Origin of the sequence: Streptomyces dysideae, from assembly GCF_001514305.1 — a bacterium.
GTDB classification, from domain to species: domain Bacteria; phylum Actinomycetota; class Actinomycetes; order Streptomycetales; family Streptomycetaceae; genus Streptomyces; species Streptomyces dysideae.
Genome location: NZ_KQ949102.1, coordinates 1 through 17,300, shown reverse-complemented (window position 1 = coordinate 17,300; position 17,300 = coordinate 1). Strand labels below are relative to the sequence as shown.

Genomic DNA, 17,300 nt, shown 5'->3' with positions numbered 1-17,300 from the left:
GCCTACCGCAAGATCCGCCGCATCTGCGAGGTCACGGTCCCGCGCGGCTCCCCAGCCGAGATACCGAGGCAGCCCCACCAAACGCGAGTGCGTGGCGAATATTGACTCAGTCGATTTAGTCTAACTTGACTGAGACTAACTTGACTTAGACTAAGTTCACTGATGTCATCGGACGATGACACGACCACCAGATCTCTTCGATCGCGAGGCGGAGTGGGCCGACCTCGAGCGGTTTGTCTCCTCGGACGCCCCCGGCCTGCGGATCGGAATCCTCTACGGCCGACGGCGTACCGGGAAGAGCTTCCTGCTACGCCGCCTCTGCCGGGCGTACGGCGGCCAGTACCACATGGCACAAGAAGAGGAACCGCTCCCCGCGTTGCAGCGCTTCGCCGACGCAGTCGCCGCAGGCCGCGGGCTGGGCCCCGGGCAGCTGCGCTTCCAGGACTGGGACGAGGCACTGCGCACGGCCCTGCGACCGGTGCCGTCGGCTGACGGCCGGCCTGCCCTGGTGGTGCTGGACGAACTCCCCTACCTGCTGGCCCACCCACTCGGGGCGCAGCTCCCCTCCGCCCTCCAAGCGCTGGTCGACGAGAGCCGGGACACCGGCGGAGAGGACCCACGCGGCCGAGTGATCCTCTGCGGCTCGGCACTGGCCGTGATGTCCGATCTGCTGTCCGGCGCGAAGGCGCTGCGGGGCCGGGCCGAGCTGGACCTGCTGCTGCGGCCCTTCGACTACCGCACGACGTCCGCGTACTACGGGATCCGCGACCTGGAGACGGCCTTCGGGATGTACGCCTTCTTCGGCGGCACCCCCGGTTACCGGGACCTGACGGGCGGGGCTTCGCCGCAGAGCACGTCCGAGCTGGAAGACCTGCTGCTCACGACCGTCTTCAACCCCAGCCACGCCCTCTTCGGCGAAGCCGGATACCTGCTACGGGAGGACCCCCGCATCCAGGACCGCGCCCTCTACCTCTCCGTACTCGGCGCAGTCGCGGCAGGCGCGACCTCGCCCGCCAAGGTCGCGGCGGCCATCGGACGCGACCAGCGCAGCCTCCACCATCCGCTCGACGTCCTCACCACCTCCGGATTCCTGATCAAGGACGAGGACCTGCTGCTGCAACGCCGCCCCGTCCTACGGCTCGCCGACCCCGTCGTACGCCTCCACCAGCTCGTCACCACACCCCGGCTCGCCTCCTTCGAAGAACGCAAGGCACTACCCGCCTGGCGCGCCGCCGAGCACACTGTCAGCGCCCAGATCCTCGGTCCCGCCTTCGAACAGCTCGCCCGCGAATGGACATCCCGCCACGCCTCGACACGCACCCTCGGCGGCCCCATCGGCGAAGTCGGCAGCACCGTCGTGAACGACCCCGCCGGCAGACAGCAGCACGAAATCGACGTCGTGGCACTGGACGAGGGCGAGCGCAGACAGGCCCACAGCCCGGTCATCCGCGCCATCGGCGAAGCAAAAGCCTCCGACCGCGCCCGGACCCTCGCCGACCTCGACCGGCTCGACCGCATCCGCGGTCTGCTGATCGCGCGCGGGGTACGCACGGCGAGTGCGAAGCTGCTGCTCTTCGGACGCTCCGGCTTCGACATCAACCTGACCCAGGCCGCAGCGGAGCGCCACGACGTGGAACTCGTGGATCTGCGCCGGATCTGGCACGGAGAGTGACCCATCTCCTGCGCGCCACCCCGCGCAGGACGCTGCAGCCGCGCCATAACCCCGGTTGTCTGCCGGCAAGGCCGCTCGGAGTAATGCCCGCCGATGCTACGCGGCAGCCCGCACCGGGGCGGGGAAGGCGGGGAAGCAGCTCTCCCACGCCATACGCACCCGCCGCGGCAGCCACAATCGCGGCCACGCCTGCGCAAGAAGCGGGACGTTCAGGAACTCGCTTCCTCGGGGTGCAGCCTCGCGGATCACCGTCTCGTAGAGCATCCGCAGATCGACGTCGCCCGACAGGTCGTACGACGTCTTCGGCGTCCAGTTCAACGCGGTCGGCCGCTGGCCGCGCACGCCGACCGGGGCGTACCTGCGCGACGAGGCCGCCGAGCCGGAAGCCGCAGTCATCGGTTCCGTAGCGACATCAGCCATGCCAGGTCCGCCGCGGCCTGGCTGCGGACCGTCTGTTCACGGGTGAACAGCTCTTGGGTCTTCGTCAGCACCAGCGTGTACGGACGCCCCTGCCGCCTGGTCTGGTGGCGCACCGGCAGCTCGGCCGAGTCGATCCTGGTGTGCACATGCCGCCGCCCCTCCTTCGCCAGCGGCCATTCGATGACCCTCCGCCGGGAGCCGAGGAACGCGCCGAGGACACCGCACAGCTCGCAGCCGCACCCGATCCAGGCCACTGACCAGTCGTCAGCAGCGCGCGCCGACCGCTCGCACGCCTCGCGGAGCCGGTCCGCGCAGTCTCGCGCGATCCCGTCGAGCCCCGCCATGCCCCACTCGGCTGCCGGCAACGCCTCCGCGGCGCGGCGCAGCAGCGGCATCAGACACTCGAGCACCGTGTCCCCGCGTTCCCGCAGCGTCGCCAGGATCCCGTCCCGCAGCTCTTCGTCGGCCGCCACCACGACCTGTCGCAGCGGCAGGGCCAGCTGCTGCAGCTGCGCACGGCGGGTCTCGGCCGGCCCGGTCGTGGTCCACAACCGCAGGCCACTGTCCACCGCAGCCCAGACCCCCGCGGACAGCAGCTGGGCCACCGCCGGCGCCCGATGGGTGCGCAGCGCCGCGCACAGTTCCGGCAGCCGCTCGGTCCACTGGTACTGCTGCGACGGGAGGCGGTGCTCGGATGCAAACCAGGCGTCGACGACCCGGCGCATCCACCCGGTTCCGTACCGCTCGGCTGCCGCGGCGAGTCCGCCCGCGTGCTCCGGGCTGAGCACGCCCGCCTGGAACGGCTCCAGCAGCATCGCCGCGGTCTCGGCCGCATCCAGGCCCGCGGCCACCTGCAACGCACACTCCAGCAGCTCAGGCTGCGGACGGGTGTGCTTCCAGAACGGTGCGAGGGACTGGGCCTGGTTGCGCGCCCGATCCAGGTCGCCCCGCGCGATGGCGGCGCGCAGTTCCTCCAGGGCCCACCGCGATCCGGCCTCACCGCGTGCCGCGAAGGCCCGTTCCCGCGGCCACACGACGACCGCGGCCCGCCGGTACCACCGGTCCAGCGTGTTGCCGTAGTTGCCCATGTAGCCCTCGTACTGGGAGTCGTAGGGTGTCAGGTCCGTGCTCGCGGTACTCGCGCACACCTCGTAGTCGTGAACCCGCAACGAGATCGGCTCGCCACCGGTGCCGTCCGGACCGGTCCACCAGCCCAGGGTGATCTCGTCGTCGACCAGTTCCTGGAGGACGTAGTCCCCGTCCGCGCCCGCATCACCGTCCTCATCTTCGTCATCTTCGCCGTACCCGTAGTCGTCCCAGGGATCGTCCCCTTCGGGATAGGCCTCCCAGGTCTCCTTCACCTCGGCCAGCGCGAGCACCGACTCGCATCCGGTCTGCCCGGCAGCGGCGCGCAGCAGAGCAGCACGCCACGCGTCGGCGCCCTTGAGCCGCTCCCAGCTCAGACCCCTCGCGTCCTTCACCGCCCTGCGTACCGAACTCGCCGCGGGCGGGCCGAGCTCGCCCTGGCCTCCGGTGACCACGACACCGGCCTGGCGCTCTACCGGGCTGCCGCCGAGCGGGTGCGCGGGCTGCGGTTTCCGGGGATGCCCGCGACGGGCCTCGAGCCGTGGCTGCTCGTCGGTGAGGCCATCGCCCTGGCCGCACATGCGCGCTTCGCGGGGCCGGAGCACGACGACTACGCAGCCGCGCTGTTCCGGTCGTGCCTGGACCGGTTGCGGCGGGCGCTCGCCCCCGGGTACGAACGGCTGGACTATCCGGTCGCCGGCATGGTGCTGTTCGCGCTGGGCGCCTGGGGTCTGCTCCGGGAAGCGCTCCCGGCGGCGGACGCCGTCCGGCTGCTTGGATATGCCGACTGCTTCTCCTACAACCGGTCGGTGCCGACGATGGCGTGGGAGCAGATCACGCCGCACGCCGACCGCCTCAAACTGACCGGGGCCGAACAGCCCGGGGACGTGGCGCACGGCGTACTCGACCGCCCAGTCCCGGTGTGCCGCCAGCGCGGCTTCGTCCTCGCCGACGTCGACCAGCTGCATCCGGCCGAACTCACGCACCGTCTCGAGCATCCGGTAGCGGACCCCCGCACCGGATTCGAGAACCGTGAGCAGCGACTGGCTCACCAGGCTCTGCACCGCGTCCAGCGCGTCCGGACCGAGCACCCGCTCCGCCGCGTCGAGGGTGAAGCCGTCGTGGAAGACCGACACCCAGCGCAGCGCCCGCTGCTCGGCGTCGGTGAGCAGGTTCCACGACCAGTCGATCACCGCGAGCAGCGTCTGGTGCCGGTCGGGCGCGCTGCGATCGCCGCCGCGCAGCAGGGCGAAGCGATTCTGAAGCCGACGCGCGATGTCCGGGGTGGACATCACCCGCACCTTGGCCGCGGCCAGCTCGATCCCCAGCGGAAGGCCGTCGAGCTGACGGACGATGTCCGCGACTGTGCCCTCATCGAGGACTACATCGGGACGGGCGGCGAGGGCACGCTGGGCGAACAGCTCCCCAGCGTCCTCGGCGCCGAGTGAGCCGAGGAGGTAGACCCGCTCCGCCGCGATCGCCAGAGGTGCCCGCGTCGTGGTCAGCACCCGCAGCTCGCGGGTCGTGGCGACCAGGTAGGCGACGAGATCGGCCACGGCGTCCACGATGTGCTCGCAGTTGTCCAGGATCAGCAGGCTGGGTGCCTGGTCGAGGTGCTGCGCGATCCGCGCGCGTACGTCGGCGCGCTGCTCGGGCGTCAGAGCCCGGCGGCCGCTGACCGAGTCGCGGACGCCGAGTGCCGTTCCCACCTCGCCGACCAGGTCTTCGGCGGCGGTCACGCCGACCAGCTCGACGAAGTGCGCCACCGGCTGCGCGGCGTTTCGCCCGAGCACGTGGGCGAGCCGGGTCTTGCCGAGACCTCCGGCGCCGAGGATCGACACCACCCGCGAAGACACCAACGCCGCGCGCAGTCGGCGGATATCGTCCGCGCGTCCGACCAGCGCGGTCGCCTCGTAGTGCAGGCCGTCGCGCACCGGGCTGTCCCGCGAGAGCAGTTCATGGTGAAGCCGCTGTAACTCGGACCCGGGATCGGTGCCGAGCCGGTCGCGCAGCGCGGACCGGTAGCTCTCGAAGCGGCTCAGAGCCGCTGCACCGCCGCGGACGGCCGCCAGGCTGCGTAGCAGATCGGCCAGCAGGGCTTCGTCGTCAGGCCATGCAGCGACGGCCTCTTCGAGTATCGGCAGCGCCTCGTCGTGCGACCCGCTGCGGCTCTCCGCCTGCGCCAGCACCGTGCGGGCGGACCGGAGGTCGCGGACGGCCTCCCGGCGCACGTCGGCGAGCGGGCCGCTCGCGTCCTCAGCGATCGTGAGGCCACCGGCCAGGGCGAGTGCGGCGCGCGCGTGCTCGGCCGCCTGTGTGGGGTCCCTCGTCAGCGCGCCCCGCGCCGCAGCGGCCTCCGACCGGACCACCAGTGCGTCGATCTGGTGCGGGCGCAGTCCCAGCCGGTATCCGTCACCGTCGCGCACCACCGAGTTGGGCCCGCACACCGAACGGGTGCGGGAGACCAGAACCTGCAGGGCCTTCCCCGGGTTCGCGGGCCCGTCATCGGCCCAGACCGCGTCGACCAGTCGCTCGGCGCGCACCGCAGTGCCGGACGGCGTAGCAAGCGCGGCGAGGAGGGCCTGAGGACGCTCACCGACGACGGGTTCGCCGTGCCAGCGCACCCCGTCGAGCAGCGTCAGGACGATCGACACCCGGGTCAGTTTAGAACAGCTGTCGGCACCAGATCTGCGCAGGCTCAGTCTGGGAGCCATGTGCTGGATGCCAGGGAGGGTGGCCACCCGGGGTGGCCGGGCCTCGCGAAACCGGTGCCGTAACGCCCATCCGTGGGTGTGCCAAGTTAACGGCTGATCTTGGTTGTTGAGGTGTTCAGTTGGCGGTCGGGGTGAGTCGGCCTTCGAACTCGATCTGGAAGGCGTTGGGCGGCGCCTTCCATCGCTGGGTCCACCGCTTGCGACCCTTGCCGGTCGGGTCCAGGGACATCAGCGCCATGTAGACGCACTTCATCGCTGCGGCTTCGTTCGGGAAGTGCCCACGGGCCCGGACGGCCTTGCGCATGCGTGCGTTCACGCTCTCGACGATGGTCTCGCTCATCAGGCATCTCTTTGGTCATCGGATCCGCCGTTATTTGCGCTCCCCCACAAGGCGGCTCAGGAGAAAGCACGCGCGGCAGCAGGCGAGCTGTGGCAGGAGCACGACGTCGTGTTCGCGCGCGAGGACAGCCGGCCGCTGGACTCGCGCCAGGACTACGAGGAGTTCAAGGAGCTGCTCGCCGAGGCCGGGATCGACGACCGCCGCCTGTACGACGGGAGCCGCCACACGGCCGGCACGATCCTGAACGAGCCGGGCGTCGACATGCCCACGATCATGGAGACCCTCCGGCACACCCAGATCAGCCAGACGAGGCGGTACGTGAAGGGCCGGTCGCACCTGCCGAAGGACGCCATGCGGCGCATGGGCGAGTTCTTCGTTGCTGCTCCCCCGGAGCTCGATCCGGCCCCCACTGAGACCAGGACTGAGACCCCCGACAGCCGCGCGGCTCGCTCCCGCCGTCGCCGCCGCATCCGCTGAACGAGAAAACCCAGGTCGGAGACCATCCGACCTGAGGCTTCAAACTGAGCCGCCTCTCGGGATTCGAACCCGAGACCTACTCGTTACGAGACGATGAGCGATCGTGTTGCGTAGTGCCTCGTCGTGCTGTCCCGTGACGTTTTGCCTGATCAGAGCACGTGCGACAGGTTGACCTGTGCCACCGGGTGATGCACTGTCCATAGGCGTCTGTCCACCGGCTGTCCACCGAAGGGGGTGCCGCTGCCTCACCAGCGAGACTGGAGTTGGGCTTGCGGCGACACTGTCAACCAGGCGGAGAGACGAACAGAGGTCAGTGCAGGACCTTTACAAGCGCCCCACCGCTGGGTTCGGTCACCGTGTCCCCCTGCTCGGGTGCCGGAGACGCCGTAGTCGGCGAAGTCACCCGCGCCTGTGGGTGCTCAGGGTCAACACGGCCGACTGGGTCATCTCTCGTCGAGCCGTTCGTCGAGGATCTCGGCAGCCCACGCGCGCAACCGTCGACGCATGTCCTCCACCTGGCCGCCATCTAGACCGTATGCCTCGTACTCCCGATCCGGCCAACGGTCGACCGCCCGCAGCGCTTGAGCGAAGTAGCGCGGATCGAACCCAGCATCGTGCTCCGACGCCAACTGCAGCAGCAGCCCACCCGAGTACCGCCCGGAGGCGAGCGCGGCATTCACGTCGAGGTAATCCCGTGGCGCGGCCCGTCCAAAGAGGGTGGTCACCTTGTTGGCTACCGCGTCATCGGGGTGGAGGACCGGGCCGATCTCCAACACGGCAGGCGGTCGAGCCCGCCAGTCGCATCCGAATTCCACCTTCGCCATGTGCCCCTGTTCGTCGGCGACCGCGAATCGGGCGAACACCCCGGCGGACTTCTCCACCTCAACGGTCAGGTCGTCCGCCCGGTAGGCCGCAGCCACCGCCTCTACGGCCTCGGAGAAGGCGACCGGGTCGGCGATGTCCGTGAAGAGGTCGACGTCATCCGACAGTCGCTCCAGGAACCCGTGCGCCTGAACCGCGTATCCACCGGCCAGGACGAAGCCGTATCCCGCAGCGGCTACAAGGCCGATACGGGCGAGCCGGGCGTGAAAGGGATCCATACGGGTGGATACTACGCAGCCCTGCGGGCCAGTTGCGGGAATCGCCCCTCCCACATCAACCGCGCGCGTGGCGGAAGCCACAGCCTCTGCCACACGGCCGAGAGCAGCACCGGGTCCAGGAAGTTCCGCAGTTCCTCGACATGCATGGCCTCCCGTATGACCGTCTCATAGAGCATCCGCAGGTCAACGTCGTCCGACAGGTCGTAAACGCGCTTCGGTGTCCAGTCCAGCGCAGTCGGCAGAACCACCGCACCGGCTGCCGGACCGGCCAGCTCCTCCAGTGTCTCCGGAACCGTGTAGGGCCGGATCTCCGCGTACAGCACCCGTGACTCCATGCGCCCAGTATGCCCCTGTGCGAGCGCTGCCCGCCGGTTGCCGTGGTGTCCGTCAGCGGCGCCCCGATCCGCGACCAGGCACGGAACTGTGGGGCGCCACGCGGGGGCGGCGAAGGCCGCCTCCTGAGCTGACCGCAGGACCACGGTCGTCCCGATCACCGCGACCGCCCTGAACTCGCTCCAGCGCCTCCACCGCGTCCTCGACCGGGCGCGAGTCCGGTGCCGTCGGCGCCGCCTGCGCCTCGTCGGCCAGGCGACGGAAGGTGAAACGCCGGCGAGACTCGGCGGTCCCCCGCGAGATACGAGCCGGCCCGCGCCGAAACCGCTGCTCCGCAGTCCAGGACCTCGCGGGACCCGCCGACAGCCTCCCGCAGGACTGGTCACCGGGATGCCGTGGTGTCACAGGCCGTGCTGATCGAGGGTCTTCACGAGGTTGCGCATGCGCTTCAGGTCGTGGCGCAGCGCGGTGCGGCAGTCCTCGAACTCCGCGGTGGTGCCCAGATGTTGGTGGCAGGCGCGGGAGCCGAGCAGGAGGCGGGCGATCTGCTGGTAGTCGGCGTCACCGGTGACGGTCCTGAGGGGTTCGACGGCGCGCAGGTGGACGGCGAGTCCACCTGCGGGGCGGTCGGCGAGCGCGAGCCGCTGTCGGCCGGTACCACGCCGGGGGCGGCACCCCAGGCTGCGGCGGGATCGCCGTCGTCGATCCACACCACCGGCCCCCACCAGGACCGCTGTGCCAAAGCACTGGAGCGGGCCAAACGCGGCTCCCGTCCCCGCGTGTTCGGTAGGCTGGGCCATGCGGGTGACGGAGAGTGCCCGCCTGCATTCGTTCTGCCGCTGCCCGAGTGAGGACGCTTGAGTACCGCCGATACGCTCACCACTGCCGACAGCCTGGCTCAGCGGCCCGAAGGGCTGCCCGACGCGTTCACGGAGCTCCTGGGACGACTGAGCGCGTCTGCGGTGGATCCGGTCACCTCGGCGCTGGTGGACGCGGCGGTGGAGGTGTGGCGCAGGCCGGGTTTCGACTCCTTCCTGTCGCTGCCGCAGCTGTCCTTCGTGCCTTTCGGGTACCAGGTGCAGACCGCTCAGACGGTGTTGCGGCGGATGCGCGGCCGGGCGATCCTCGCGGACGAGGTGGGGCTGGGCAAGACGATCGAGGCGGGTCTGGTCTTGTCTGAGCTGCGGATGCGGGGGCTGGCGGATCGGACGCTGGTGCTTACCCCGGCCGGGTTGGTGGAGCAGTGGCGCGAGGAGCTGGAGCGCAAGTTCGGCCTGCCGACGGTGATCGCCCGGGGCCAGGGCTGGGAGGAGACGGACGCGGAGCGGCCGGTGGTGCTCGCCTCGATCGCCGCCGCGCGCCGGGAGCCGCTGAAGTCCCTGCTGACCGGGGGGCAGTGGGATGTGGTGGTGGCGGACGAGGCGCACCGGTTGCGTAATCCGCGCAGCGCCTCGGGGAAACTCGCCCGAGCCCTGCATGCCCGCTATCTGCTGCTGCTCACCGCGACTCCGGTGGAGAACCGGTTGCAGGACCTGTACGAACTGGTGAGCCTGGTCGCGCCCGGGCTGCTGGGTACCCCTGCGCAGTTCCGCCAGCGGCACGCCGGAGCCGGGACGGATCCTTCGGCGCCGCGCAACCTGGACCAGCTGCGGGCCCGTACCCGTGAGGTGATGGTTCGTCACCGGCGCAGCGAGGTCGAGGTGCTGCTGCCGCAGCGGCTGGCCGAGACGGTACTGGTGGCTCCCTCGCAGGAGGAGGCGGAGCTGTATGCGGGGGTCGCCGCCCGGATCCGGGCGGAGGCCAAGGATGCGTCCTCGGCGCGGCTGCTGACCCTGCGCGGGCTGACCCGGCTGGCCGGGTCGAGCCCGCAGGCCGTCGCCCCGGCCCTGGCCAAGGCGGGCTGGCCGGACCTGGCGGCCCTGGCCCGGGGAATCGAGGGATCCACCAAGGCGGAGCTACTTCTGGAGCGGCTGCGTCGGCACAACGGGCAGGGGGAGAAGGTGCTGGTGTTCACTGCCTTCCGGCAGACCCTGGACGCGCTCGCCGCACGGCTGGAGCGTGAGGGCGTCCCGGCGGCCGTCTACCACGGCAGTCTCTCGCGCCGGGGCAAGGAAGCGGCGGTGGCGGCCTTCCGTGATCAGGCGCCGGTGCTGCTGTCCACCGAGTCCGCCGGAGAGGGCCGCAATCTGCAGTTCTGCCATGTGATGGCCAATGTGGACCTGCCGTGGAACCCCATGCAGATCGAGCAGCGCCTGGGCCGACTGCACCGGGTGGGGCAGGAGCACGACGTGGTGCTGACCAACCTGGTCGCCCAGGGCACCATCGAGCAACGAATCCTGCACGTCCTCGAATCCAAGATCAATTTGTTTGAGCTGGTCGTCGGAGAGCTCGACATGATCCTGGGCCGGGTGGACGAGGACTTCGACTTCGAGGCCTCCGTCTTCGACGCCTTCGCCACCGCGGGGGACGACGCGGAGTTCGCCGAACGCCTGGAGCGGCTGGGCGAGCGGCTGGTCAGCGCGCGCACGGACTACCTGGACAGCCGCGGCGCGGTCGACGCACTGGTCGGCGGCGATGACGGGCAGGAGGCGGGCCGGTGATCCGCAAGGAGGCGGGGCTGGCCTTCTGGCTGGACTGGGTCGCCCACCGCGGTGGGCTGTGGGAGGATGCCGGGGACACCGCCCTGGCACTCCTGCCCGCCGCTCTGGCGAGCGAGCTGGAACTGCCCGAGGAGACCGCGGTCACCGCCGACCCCGATGCCTCCCGCGAGGACGACGCCCTGCTCCTGGTGACCGGACACCCGCTGGTCGCCAAGGCCGCCGAGAGTGTCCTGGCCGCGGGCGACACCGGCACCCTCACCCTGACAGCCCCGCGCTCCGTGCCACCCGACGCCGCCACGTTGCTGTCCAAGGCCCGAGAGCACCTCCCCGTCGACCACGGCCGCCTGGATCCGCGCTCCGACGCCCCGCTTGAGCGGGCCCTGCGGCCGGTGCTGCGCGTGGGCGCCCTGGTGGGCTACGAACTCTCCGCGGAGGACCACTTCCAGGAACAGGTCGAGGAGTACGTCGACGTACCCAGCCGCCTCCGGATGCCGACCCGGGTCAGCGAACGCCTTGCCCGCACCGACCGCGACCCCCGCCCCGAGACTGCGCTGCCGGAGGGGCTCGGCGCTGCCGTGCATCACGCCTCCACCAGCCGGCCGGACCTGGCCGCCGCCCTCGCCGAGGCCCACTGGATGCTGGAGGCCGCCGCCGTGCTGCGCCGCGACGGGCTGGCAGCGCAGATCGGCGACGCGTACGCCAAGGAGCGCGCCCGCGCCGAGGAGTACTACGCCGCCGCCGTGGACTCCCTCCAGCGCCGTGCCGCCACCGCGCCCGAGGACCGCGCGGCACTGCTGCGCGCCCGTGTGGAGAGCACCCGCGAGGAGCGCACCCGCCGCCTGGCCGAGATCACCGAGAAGTACCGCGCCCGCCACCGGCTCACCCCCTACCGGCTGCACCTGCTGAGAGTCCCGGTGCTGCGCCTGGCTCTGGACGTGCGGCGCGGAGAGCGGCGCTACCCACTGGAGGTGGACTGGCTGCTGCCCGCCGGGGAGTTCGCCCCGTTGCGCTGCCCGGCCTGCGCCCAGACCGGTGCCCCGCTGGTCGCGGCCAAGACCCACCTGGGCTGCGCCCGGTGCCTGGCCCCCAAACGTCCCACCCCGCCTCCGGCCGGGGGGACCGTGCCGCCGCCTCGCGGTGGCGCCGCCGTGGACACTGCCGCATCCACGGGAGGTACGGCGGCGCCGGTGCTTGCGGGCGCCACCGCCCGCGAGGAGCCGCCGCCCGCACGGAACGCCGGCGCCGCAGGCGGCGCCACGGGGCAGCGGAGCACGAGCGGAGCGAAGGCCGGGCGAACCGCCGAGGCGCCCGCAGCGCGCGCCCCCTCCCCTCGCCCCGGCTCCCTGCCCGCCACACCCGGCCGTGTCGCGTCCCCGCAGCAGCGCCGGTCTTCCGATCCAAAGACCCTGCACAAGCGCGCCTTCGCCTTCTGGGAGCACGCCGCAGGCGGCGACCGCCGAAAGCTGGAGCGGATGTGCGCGCCCGACTCGCCCGCCGCCGCCCTGCTGCGACTGTACGGCGCGACCGGGCCGCTCTACGGGATCGGCGTCGCCCCCCACGAGCGGGTGGAGTCCTGCGGCGCCACGGTCTTCCCCGCCGAGGGGCGACGTGCCTGGGACAGTGCCGGAGGCGAGGTCCACACCGACCGGGGACGTCATGACTACCTGCTGCGCTGGTCCCTCGGGCCCGACCGGCTGATCGTCGAGGTCCTGCCCCACCGGACTCCCTACGCGATGAACGCCAGCACCATGATGGCGCGCTACCGCACAGGTCGTACCGCTCCGGTCACCCGCCCCCCACGCACCGGTGCCGTGATGGACCCGGTCGCCCGTCTGCTGTGGAAGCACACCCCGGCCCGGCACGGGGCACACCTGGCGGCCCGCGCCCTGGCCTCCTGGTGGCGGCTGACCGACCCGCAGATGCTGCTGGAGCGTTACCCGGCCCCGGTCCTCGCCGCAGCCACCGAGCGGTCCGCCTGCTACTGGAGCGACGCCGGCGGGGGCGGTTACGGCGACGCGGCACGGCTGTGGCAGGTCCCCGAGACCGACCTGCGCAAGGCCGGCGCGCACCTGCAGCGCCTGCTGAAACTGACCGAAGACCAGCCCTGGTAGCTGCGCGCCGCGATGTGGTGGGCATGAACCGTTTCCGAGCCGATCTCGTCGCCCAGCGCCCTGTAGTGCATGACGCCCGGCGTGGCCGGTTCCGGGCGCCACAACCATGATCAACGCCAGGACCCGAGCCGGACGTGAGATCTGTCAGGACCGGACAGTCCCGCCACTGCCGATCGCCCATCGCCGATGGTCGCATTTCACCCGTCGACCCAGGGGCAGCGACAGGCCCCTGATGGAGTGTCACGCACGCCTGTCCACCGGTCGTCCACCGGGACCCTTTATGCGAGCCTGATCCACCCCTTCCAACCAGGTAAAAGACCAGGTCAGAGGCTTAGAACGTCTACGTGAACACAGAAACCGCACCTCCGACCTACGCATTTCGATGCGTAGACCGCACGTGTCCGATTGGCCCGGATTCCAAGGTCAACAGAAACAAGAAACCCCAGGCCAGAGGCCTGACCTGGGGTTAACCATGGAGCCGCCTTCGGGATTCGAACCCGAGACCTACGCATTACGAGACCGTGAGGGATCGTGTTGCCTAGCGCCTTGCCGTGCTACGTGGTGACGTTTTTCCTGATCAGAGCATGCGCAGCAAGTTGACCCGTACCACCCCGTGATGCACTGTCCAAAGGCGTCTGTCCACCGCCTGTCCACCGATGGGGCCGCTTGATCGGCCGCCTCCCGCCACCTCATCGCTTCTGGCGAAACCCCGACAGGAGCGGAGCCCGACATGAGGACGACTGTCCATTTCCCACAAGGGGCGACCACGCGGCACGTCACCGTGAACGCCACAGCCTCCATCCACGACGGAACCTACGATCGAAACGATATCTACCATCGTCGATGAATGGTATCATTTCACGGGCGGAAGCACCTCCGAGAGGATCACCACATGGCCAGAACCGTCATCGACCTCGATGAAGACATGGTCACCGAGGCCATGCGGATCTTCGGGACCAAAACGAAAGCCAAAGCCGTCCGCCTCGCCATGGAAGACGCCGTCAAGAGGCACCTGCGGCAGGAGGGCTTCGACGCCATGGAGGCCGGCGAGCTCGACTTCAGTGAGATCGTCGAGAACACCGGGCCCCGCAATGCAGACGGCTCCCTCAAGCACAATGGCGACCGCGACGGAGGCCGGGCCGCCTGATGCAGGACCGCTATCTGATCGACAAGTCCGCCCTCGCCCGCTGGACGAAGCCGAGCGTCAAGGAGGTACTCAAGCCTCTGCATGAGCGCTACCTCCTCGCCGTATGCCAGCCCACCGAGTTCGAGATGATCCACTCTGCACGGGACAGCTCGGAAGCAACACGGATCAGCACCTGGCTCCACGCCTTCGACTACCTCCGCACCGACGACGACATCTTCATTCGCGCTCTCGAGATCCAGCGCCATGCCCTCAACGCGGGCTTCCACCGCGCCCTGTCCCTTCCCGACCTGCTGATCGCCGCCACAGCGGAACTGCACCGGCGAACGGTCCTCCACTACGACGGCGACTTCGACATGATCGCCTCCCTCACCGGCCAACCCACCGAATGGGTCGTACCGCCCGGCACCGCCGACCGATAAGCAGCTCGGCCTTCCCTACCTCCGATGAGCTGCGTAGGTGCAGTGGCGCGTGGCCGTGACGGCGGTGGAGCCCTTCCTCAGCTCCAGTTCCATGCCCGACAGGTAGAGCGTGGTCGCATCCGCAGTGGTGCGTTTGATCCGCGCGCCGCCCGCGTCGTACAGGAACGGAGGTCTCGGTACCGTCGGCCTCGGTGGCGGTCGCCCCTCGGGGTGACCGCGGATCGCGGAGAGCCGCGGGCTGGTCAGCAGGTCGCGGGCCTCCGGCGTCCACACTGCGCGCGGCGGCTCCCGATCGAGGACGCACCGCAGGAGGCCGACACCGCGCTCGACCGGCCATGGAGCGGCAGTGAGGAGTTCCTCGGCCTCCACGGAGATCCCCGGCCGGCTGGTCGCCAGTATCCGCGTCCTCGGCCAAACGGCGACCAGGCGCCGTGCCTCGTCCAGGAACTGGTCGGCATTCCGGGGTGGAAGGCTGTCGAGATCGTCGATGACCACCCGGCACGGCCGCCTCGGGTCGCCTCCGATCGCATCGGTAACCGCCGTCGCCAGCGTGGAGGTGATCGATCGGGCCGACAACCACACAGGAACCTCGACATCGTCGTCGGCTTCGGCAACCTTCAGCCCCTCCTCCCACCAGCGCGCAGCGAGTTCGCTCTTACCCGCGCCCATCGGCCCCACCAGCACCCGCACCTGGCCCTCGGGAACCACCAGCGCGGGCTCGGAGTGCTGCAACATCCACTCCAGGACCGCATTGCGCCGGTGCGTCGGGACAGGCCGCAGCTGAACCAGTCGACGGGCACGAGCCTCCCGTCCGGCAAGATCCAACGCCTCCTGCCGCGACCGTGAGCGGGCAGAAAACGGCACGACCTCGGCGACGGCCGCAGCAAGCTGAGCTGGACCGAAGGAGCGCTCGATGACCTGCACGACCTCGTCCTCCGTCAGCGGCTGCCCCACCGTCTCGTCACATTCGCGTAGCTGGGTCCGCTTCCACTCGCGCAGCAGATCAGCCGGGAACCGCTCAGGGAAGTCGTCGATCTCCTTGGCGTGCGCCTGGCACATCAAGGTCAGATTGGCCTCACTGCGGTTCTCGTCCTCCGACATGTGCGGATCCCAACGGGGACCGTTCTCCCGGCGTGCATGAATGTGTGCGACCTCGCTTGTTGAGAACGCGCTCGCCGGTGTACGTGCTCACCCGGTACAGCGGCTCGGTGCACCCAGGGAAGCCGCACCGCAAGGCCGTCCCGTACAACTGCCTCACCGTGGTGAGACTGGGGACCGAGTGCACTCGTCCACGCTTGCGGTGAGTCGCCTCGCTGCTCACTCGCCTAGTCTGTCCTATCGTCCCGTGCGCCAGTGTTAGTCCTGCAGCTCGCGGAGGCTGCCCCGTCGGCGTGCGGTGTAGTACCGGTTGTCGAGACCAGGGCGATCCGTTCGAAGATGTCCTCGGCGCACATGCTGTGCGTACGGCAAAGCGATCTATCCTCGGGAGCTCACTGATCCGCCTGCTGCCGCATCTCGCGCGCGAGAGCAGCATGGTGGCGCATGGCGTTGATCGCACCGGCGTCCGTCTCGTGTTGTCCGTGCGGTTCACCGCACGGACAGACGCTCCAGCCGTCGGCCTGGACGTGGTCAGCCACCGCGTCGACCAGCTGAGCCACCTCGTCGAGAACACCGAGGGGGATCGCTGCTCGCCCGCCGGAGTGGTGCTGGACGAGAGCGGCGCCGATTTCGGTGGCGAGGTCCAGGAGGTACGCCGCTGCCGGGCCGTCTCCATTGAGGCTGGCGTACTTGCCGGCCTGCGAGGTGGCCATGACCAGGTGCCCCAGCGACTCGACGGGCGAGTCGACGACGCGGTCGTCAATCCGCACCGGTCGTACGGCGTGCGGTGCGGCAGCCCCGTGTTCGTCTTCGGTCGCCGCCTTCATGATGATGTCGGCGACGGCCTCCGGGGTCACCAGATGGACGGCCTCTTCCTCGTCCATGCCCACTCGCTTGGCCATCACGCTGATCATGTGCGCGACGACGCCCTGCACCGCTGTCGACTCCACCTCGACTCCGTGAGTCAGCAGCACGGCGCTCGTCTGTGTCACGAGGGTTTTGAACGGGACGGTGTCCATCGCATCTGCCACGGCCACCAGCCTAGGAGGGAGCGTTGGAGCGTTTCCACAAAACGGGCCCGTTTACAGGGCAGCCCCACGCGCTCCCATTCCAGGTGCTTCGGCGGTGCCCCGCGCGCACCCCTTTGCACCGATGCTGCGCTGATGCGCTCCCCTCGCGCACCCCGTTACGAGACCACGAGTGATCATGTTGCGTGGTGCCTCGTCGTGCCGTCCAGTGACGTTTTACCTGATCAGAGCACGTGCGACAGGTTGACCCGTGCCACCCCGTGATGCACTGTCCAAAGGCGTCTGTCCACCGGCTGTCCACCGGTGGGACTCTCACCGGCCCGCCAGCGAGACTGCCTCTGGGCTGCCAACGACGTTACCCCGGTCGGAGAGACGAGCGAAAGTCGCTGTAGTTCCTCTACAACTGCCTCTCCGGTGGGTTGCGGCACCGCGTCCCTCCTACCCTCCTCTGCGATCCGTTCATCGAGGATCTCAGCACCCCAGGCGAGCAGCCGTTGGCCCCACGCTTTCCTCCAAAGCTCGGCCTCGCTGCGTGAACACCCGAAGAGTGCCGCCAACGCCACCGCCCACAACAGGAAGGTCGCCGTGAACGGCACCCTCTCCTTCGGCTTCCTCGCGTCCCGGCAGGACGCGCACTCCCCGGGGTACGACTTCAAGCTGAACGGACGCAGCTGCGTGAGGGTCTGATCAGAACCGCCCAGCATCCCCTTCGTTTCCATCGCCCTGGCCGCCGACGGGCCGAGCCCCGCACCCGG

At 70.0% G+C, this 17,300-nt stretch carries 12 protein-coding genes and 2 pseudogenes; 6 read left to right on the top strand and 8 right to left on the bottom strand.

Going from position 1 to position 17,300, the window contains the following annotated elements:
- Positions 1–175: 175 nt before the first annotated feature.
- Positions 176–1,672: an ATP-binding protein gene (locus AQJ91_RS33800; RefSeq protein ID WP_067029235.1), complete on the top strand. Its 1,497-nt coding sequence runs from the start codon at positions 176–178 to the stop codon at positions 1,670–1,672.
- A 96-nt stretch (positions 1,673–1,768) separates the two neighbouring features.
- Here AQJ91_RS33800 and AQJ91_RS33795 read toward each other — a convergent pair whose 3' ends face one another.
- The 3 genes and pseudogenes from AQJ91_RS33795 to AQJ91_RS33785 all read right to left on the bottom strand — a co-directional run.
- Complete coding sequence (locus tag AQJ91_RS33795; protein ID WP_067029233.1) at positions 1,769–2,068, bottom strand: hypothetical protein; 300 nt, start codon at positions 2,066–2,068, stop codon at positions 1,769–1,771.
- Complete coding sequence (locus AQJ91_RS54705) at positions 2,065–5,832, bottom strand: BTAD domain-containing putative transcriptional regulator (protein WP_067029231.1); 3,768 nt, start codon at positions 5,830–5,832, stop codon at positions 2,065–2,067. The genes AQJ91_RS33795 and AQJ91_RS54705 overlap by 4 nt, the downstream gene beginning before the upstream one ends.
- 175 nt (positions 5,833–6,007) lie before the next feature.
- Positions 6,008–6,214 (bottom strand): annotated as a pseudogene (locus AQJ91_RS33785) (transposase); the annotation flags it as partial.
- Positions 6,215–6,277: 63 nt separating this feature from the next.
- Between AQJ91_RS33785 and AQJ91_RS33780 the strand changes: the two are divergent.
- A pseudogene (locus tag AQJ91_RS33780) lies at positions 6,278–6,709 on the top strand (tyrosine-type recombinase/integrase); the annotation flags it as partial.
- Positions 6,710–7,152: 443 nt separating this feature from the next.
- On the opposite strand, the gene AQJ91_RS33775 reads toward AQJ91_RS33780, so the two are convergent.
- The 3 genes from AQJ91_RS33775 to AQJ91_RS33765 all read right to left on the bottom strand — a co-directional run bounded on the left by AQJ91_RS33775 (position 7,153) and on the right by AQJ91_RS33765 (position 8,852).
- Complete coding sequence (locus tag AQJ91_RS33775; protein WP_067029225.1) at positions 7,153–7,809, bottom strand: nucleotidyl transferase AbiEii/AbiGii toxin family protein; 657 nt, start codon at positions 7,807–7,809, stop codon at positions 7,153–7,155.
- Positions 7,810–7,820: 11 nt separating this feature from the next.
- The gene (locus AQJ91_RS33770) at positions 7,821–8,144 is read right to left on the bottom strand and encodes a hypothetical protein (RefSeq protein ID WP_067029402.1); all 324 of its coding nucleotides are present in this window, start codon (positions 8,142–8,144) and stop codon (positions 7,821–7,823) included.
- 399 nt (positions 8,145–8,543) lie between these two features.
- Positions 8,544–8,852: a hypothetical protein gene (locus tag AQJ91_RS33765; RefSeq protein WP_067029223.1), complete on the bottom strand. Its 309-nt coding sequence runs from the start codon at positions 8,850–8,852 to the stop codon at positions 8,544–8,546.
- Positions 8,853–8,999: 147 nt separating this feature from the next.
- Here AQJ91_RS33765 and AQJ91_RS33760 point away from each other — a divergent pair, with 147 nt between their 5' ends.
- The 4 genes from AQJ91_RS33760 (at position 9,000) to AQJ91_RS33745 (ending at position 14,419) form a co-directional block, all read left to right on the top strand.
- Positions 9,000–10,742 (top strand): DEAD/DEAH box helicase, encoded by a 1,743-nt coding sequence (locus tag AQJ91_RS33760; protein WP_079085403.1) that lies wholly within the window; start codon positions 9,000–9,002, stop codon positions 10,740–10,742.
- A complete protein-coding gene (locus tag AQJ91_RS33755) occupies positions 10,739–12,853 on the top strand; it encodes a hypothetical protein (RefSeq protein WP_067029221.1) in 2,115 nt (704 codons plus the stop codon). The genes AQJ91_RS33760 and AQJ91_RS33755 overlap by 4 nt, the downstream gene beginning before the upstream one ends.
- A gap of 892 nt (positions 12,854–13,745) precedes the next feature.
- Positions 13,746–14,000, top strand: coding sequence for a type II toxin-antitoxin system VapB family antitoxin (locus AQJ91_RS33750; protein WP_013001761.1), 255 nt, complete (start codon positions 13,746–13,748; stop codon positions 13,998–14,000).
- Positions 14,000–14,419, top strand: a complete 420-nt coding sequence (locus tag AQJ91_RS33745) for a PIN domain nuclease (RefSeq protein WP_067029220.1) — start codon at positions 14,000–14,002, stop codon at positions 14,417–14,419. Before AQJ91_RS33750 ends, AQJ91_RS33745 begins: the two co-directional genes overlap by 1 nt.
- Positions 14,420–14,434: 15 nt before the next feature.
- On the opposite strand, the gene AQJ91_RS33740 is transcribed toward AQJ91_RS33745, so the two are convergent.
- Positions 14,435–15,520 (bottom strand): NACHT domain-containing protein, encoded by a 1,086-nt coding sequence (locus AQJ91_RS33740; protein ID WP_067029214.1) that lies wholly within the window; start codon positions 15,518–15,520, stop codon positions 14,435–14,437.
- Positions 15,521–15,909: 389 nt separating this feature from the next.
- Positions 15,910–16,548, bottom strand: coding sequence for a hypothetical protein (locus AQJ91_RS33735; RefSeq protein WP_199848087.1), 639 nt, complete (start codon positions 16,546–16,548; stop codon positions 15,910–15,912).
- Positions 16,549–17,300 lie beyond the last annotated feature (752 nt).

What these genes read in the sequence shown, in the direction of transcription:
- AQJ91_RS33800 (WP_067029235.1), top strand. Translation starts at nt 176, where the DNA reads ATGACACGACCACCAGATCTCTTCGATCGCGAGGCGGAGTGGGCCGAC.
- AQJ91_RS33770 (WP_067029402.1), bottom strand. Translation starts at nt 8,144, where the DNA reads ATGGAGTCACGGGTGCTGTACGCGGAGATCCGGCCCTACACGGTTCCG.
- AQJ91_RS33795 (WP_067029233.1), bottom strand. Translation starts at nt 2,068, where the DNA reads ATGACTGCGGCTTCCGGCTCGGCGGCCTCGTCGCGCAGGTACGCCCCG.
- AQJ91_RS33740 (WP_067029214.1), bottom strand. Translation starts at nt 15,520, where the DNA reads ATGTCGGAGGACGAGAACCGCAGTGAGGCCAATCTGACCTTGATGTGC.
- AQJ91_RS33750 (WP_013001761.1), top strand. Translation starts at nt 13,746, where the DNA reads ATGGCCAGAACCGTCATCGACCTCGATGAAGACATGGTCACCGAGGCC.
- AQJ91_RS33745 (WP_067029220.1), top strand. Translation starts at nt 14,000, where the DNA reads ATGCAGGACCGCTATCTGATCGACAAGTCCGCCCTCGCCCGCTGGACG.
- AQJ91_RS33775 (WP_067029225.1), bottom strand. Translation starts at nt 7,809, where the DNA reads ATGGATCCCTTTCACGCCCGGCTCGCCCGTATCGGCCTTGTAGCCGCT.